This is a genomic window from Gaiella sp. (assembly GCF_057140465.1).
This window is the reverse complement of sequence record NZ_DBNHWK010000059.1, coordinates 1-3,877: the sequence shown is the minus strand read 5'-3', so window position 1 is coordinate 3,877 and position 3,877 is coordinate 1. Positions and strand designations below refer to the sequence as shown.

Annotated in this window: 3 protein-coding genes; 2 read left to right on the top strand and 1 reads right to left on the bottom strand. The window is 69.7% G+C overall.

Annotated features, from left to right (window positions below):
* Together AC162C_RS08200 and AC162C_RS08195 are read left to right on the top strand one after the other, a co-directional pair.
* Positions 1-2,388, top strand: a 2,388-nt coding sequence (locus AC162C_RS08200; protein ID WP_484097123.1) for a Lon protease family protein, incomplete at its 5' end; no start/stop codon positions are given.
* A gap of 51 nt (positions 2,389-2,439) precedes the next feature.
* On the top strand, positions 2,440-3,171 hold the full coding sequence (locus tag AC162C_RS08195; RefSeq protein ID WP_484097122.1) for a sortase: 732 nt from the start codon (positions 2,440-2,442) through the stop codon (positions 3,169-3,171).
* 1 nt (position 3,172) lies between these two features.
* On the opposite strand, the gene AC162C_RS08190 is transcribed toward AC162C_RS08195, so the two are convergent.
* On the bottom strand, positions 3,173-3,877 hold a 705-nt coding region (locus AC162C_RS08190; RefSeq protein WP_484097121.1), incomplete at its 5' end, for a GNAT family N-acetyltransferase.

The following is a 3,877-nucleotide window of genomic DNA, read 5'->3' as shown; positions in this document are numbered from 1 at the left end:
CTCGGCTTCCGCTCGACGGCCGAGGTCGAGCCGCTGCTCGGGACGATCGGCCAGCCCCGCGCCCTCGACGCGCTCGAGTACGGGCTCGCCGTCGGGACACGAGGCTTCAACCTCTTCGTCGCGGGGCAGCCCGGGTCCGGACGGCTGACGACCGTCCTCGACTACCTCCGGGCGCTCGCGCCCGCGCGGCCTGCTCCCTCGGACTGGATCTACGTCTACAACTTCGACAACACCGACCGCCCGAACGCGATCCGGCTCCCGGCGGGGCGCGGAGCCGAGTTCGCGACCACGATGGACGAGTTCGTCGAGACAGCGCGGCGCGAGATCGTGCGCGCGTTCGAGAGCGAGGAGTACGACCGCCGCCAGCGCGAGATCGCCACCGAGATCGCTGCCCAGCGCCAGGCCGCGGAGGAGGCGCTGACGGAGTTCGCGTCCGAACGGCTGATCGCGCTCAAGTCGACGCTCGTCGGGATCGCCTCCGTGCCGCTCGTCGACGGCAAGCCGATCACCCGCGAGCAGTTCGAGGCGCTGCCGGAGGATCGGCGCACGGCGATCTCGCAGGCGACGGCGGAGGTCGAGGAGCAGGCGGCGACGTTCATCCGCCAGGTGCGCCAACTCGAGAAGGAGGCGGAGCGACGGGTGCACGAGCTCGAGCAGGAAGCCGCGCTGTTCGCGACGGAGCCGCTCTTCCACGACCTCCAGGAGCACTTCGGGGACGTGCCCGGAGTCGTCGAGCACCTCGACGACGTGAAGCACGACCTGCTCGCGCACCTCGGCGACTTCCGCGACGGCGAGGAGCCGGCGCTGCCGTTCGGGCTCGGCGGGCGGCCGCGCGACTTCACGCGCTACCGCGTGAACATCCTGGTCGACAACGGCGAGACCGAGGGGGCCCCGATCGTCGTCGAGCGCAACCCCACGTACTACAACCTTCTCGGGCGGATCGAGTACCGCGCCACGTTCGGCGCCATGTCCACGGACTTCCGCGAGATCAAGCCCGGGGCGTTCCACCGGGCGAGCGGCGGCTTCCTCGTGCTCGACGCCCTCGACCTGCTGCGCCATCCGTTCGCATGGGAGGCCCTGAAGCGCGCCCTCGAGAGCAACGAGGTGAGGATCGAGAGCCTCGGCGAGGAGTTCAGCGCGGTGCCGATCGCGACGCTGCGGCCCGAGCCGATCCCGCTCGACGTGAAGGTCGTCCTGCTCGGCTCACCTCGGCTGTACCACCTCATGTACCAGCTCGACGAGGACTTCCGGGAGCTCTTCAAGGTGAAGGCGGACTTCTCGCCCGAACTCGACTGGACCGCCGAGCACCATCGCAACTACGCGGCGTTCGTCAGCCGCTGGGTGCGCGAGAACGACCTGCGGCACTTCGACTGTGCGGCCGTCGCGAGGCTGATCGAGCACGGTGCACGGCTCCGTGAGAGCCAGCGAAAGCTCTCCGCCCGGCTCCTCGAGATCTCGGATCTCGTCTCCGAGGCGAGCTTCTGGGCGGAAAAGGACGACCACCCCCTCGTGGAGATCGCCGACGTCGACCGCGCGATCCGCAAGAAGGAGTATCGCTCCAACCTCCTCGAGGAGCGCGTGCGCGAGCTGATCGACGACGGGACGCTCGTGATCGCGACCGACGGCGAGCGCCTCGGCCAGGTGAACGGCATCTCGATCCTCGACCTCGGCGACTACGCGTTCGGGAAGCCGACGCGGATCAGCGCCCGCGTGTCCCTGGGACGCGATGGCGTCGCGAGCATCGAGCGCGAGATCGAGCTGTCGGGGCCGATCCACTCGAAGGGCTTCATGATCCTCAGCGGCTACCTCGCAGCCACGTACGCGCAGGAGTTCCCGCTCGTCGTCGCCGCCACCCTCACCTTCGAGCAGTCCTACGACGAGGTGGAGGGCGACTCGGCGTCCTCGACCGAGCTCTACGCGCTGCTCTCGGCGCTCTCCGGGCTCCCGATCGCGCAGGGGATCGCGGTCACCGGCTCGGTCGACCAGGGTGGGAACGTGCAGGCGGTCGGCGGCGTCACCCGCAAGATCGAGGGCTTCTACGCGACGTGCAAGGCGCAGGGGCTGACGGGCGCGCAGGGCGTGCTCGTGCCGGCCACGAACCTCCAGAACCTGATGCTCGACGAGGAGGTCGTCGAGGCCGTCCGCGAGGGCCGCTTCCACGTGTGGGCGGTGCGGACGATCGACGAGGGGATCGAGCTGCTCACCGGCCGCAGCGCCGGCGAACCGGTCGAGGGTGCGTACCCGCCGGACAGCGTCCACGGCCTCGTCGCCGCGCGGCTCGCGGAGTACGCGGAGCGCCTGCGCGCCTACTCGGAGCCCGTGGCGTCGGTCGCGGCCTCCGACGGTCGCACTGCCGACCGTCGAGAAGGCATGCCAGGGGAAGCCTGAGCACCCCGACGGCCGCTCGACGGCCTCGTGCACGCCGTCTACCCTGAGCGCATGGAGACGGCGGAGCGGACAGCCATGTCGACGCGCGCCCGCGGCCGGTCACGATGGGCCCGTCGGCTGGGGACGCTGCTGATCGTCCTCGGTCTCGGCGTGCTCGCCTGGACGCTCGTTGTCTGGCAGTGGAACGACCCGTTCACGTCGCTCTACACCCGCTCGCAGCAGCGGCAGCTCGAGTCGGACTATGCGGCGCTCGTCGAGCGCGAGGCGTCGAGGCCGGCACCGCCGCCCGCGGCAGAGCCCTCGGCCCCCGCCGCCGATCCGGCGGTCGCGATCGCGAACGCGGCGAAGCGCTTCCGCACGAGCGCGACCGAGGGGAGCGCGATCGGACGGATCGTGATCCCACGCCTCGGCGTCGACATGATCCTCGTCAACGGGACGGAGACCGACACGCTGAAGAAGGGCCCCGGCAGGTACCTCGGGACGTCGATGCCGGGCGAAGGCGAGCTCGTCTACATCGCCGGCCACCGCACGACGTACGGTGCCCCGTTCGCCAAGATCGACGAGATGCGCCCCGGCGACCGCTTCACGCTCGAGATGCCGTACGCGACGTTCACCTACGAGGTGACCGGGCACACGATCGTCGACGACGAGGACCTGTCGGTGCTCGAGTCGAAGGGCCGTGAGCAGGTGGCGCTCCAGGCGTGCCACCCGCGCTTTTTCGCGACGCAGCGCTACATCGTGTGGGCGAAGCCCGTGTCCGTGACCCGCGGAGAGGCCTCGTAGCTCAGCGCGGCCGCGGCGCGGTCACCGTATCCCACAGTGCACGCTCGGCATCTGTCACCGTGCGTCGCTCGAGCAGCAACCGACCCGCACGATACGAGCTGACGACGATCCCGTTGGGAACGAAGCCGATGCGGGCACAGCCCCGGAGCGACGGCACGTTGTCGGAACGGACGTACGTGTACACGCGGCGCTTGCCCGATGACTGGGCCCGGTCGAGCAGCTGTCCCATGCCGGCCGCCATGGCTCGCTGTCCGCGAAACGCGGTGAACGTGTAGGCGAACTCGACCAGGGCCTCGTCCTCCCTGAGCGACCGCCACGGCCCATGACTATGCGTTACGAGAGCCTCGCGATCGTCCTGGAAGAGCAGCCACTGCGCGTAGATCGAATCGCCGTTCGAGTCGAAAGCGACGTGCAACCCCGGGACACCTGCGTGACAGGCACGCGACCGGCGCAGAGCCTGGCCGTACGCCAGTCCTCGGGAGCGCGCGAGTTCGTCGTCGAAGCCTTCGAACGTCGTCGGGGCGCACGCCTCCATCACGACGGGGATCTGTGCGGACGGCACCGGCGGGCGGTCTTCGAGGTGACAGACGAGCTCGTACTCGTGCTTGCTCGAGCGCAGTCGATCGACGATCCCGTGCGTGACGACGCGCACACCGAGAGGTCGAATGTGACGGATCAACCCTATTGAAGAGATGCTCATGGCGGA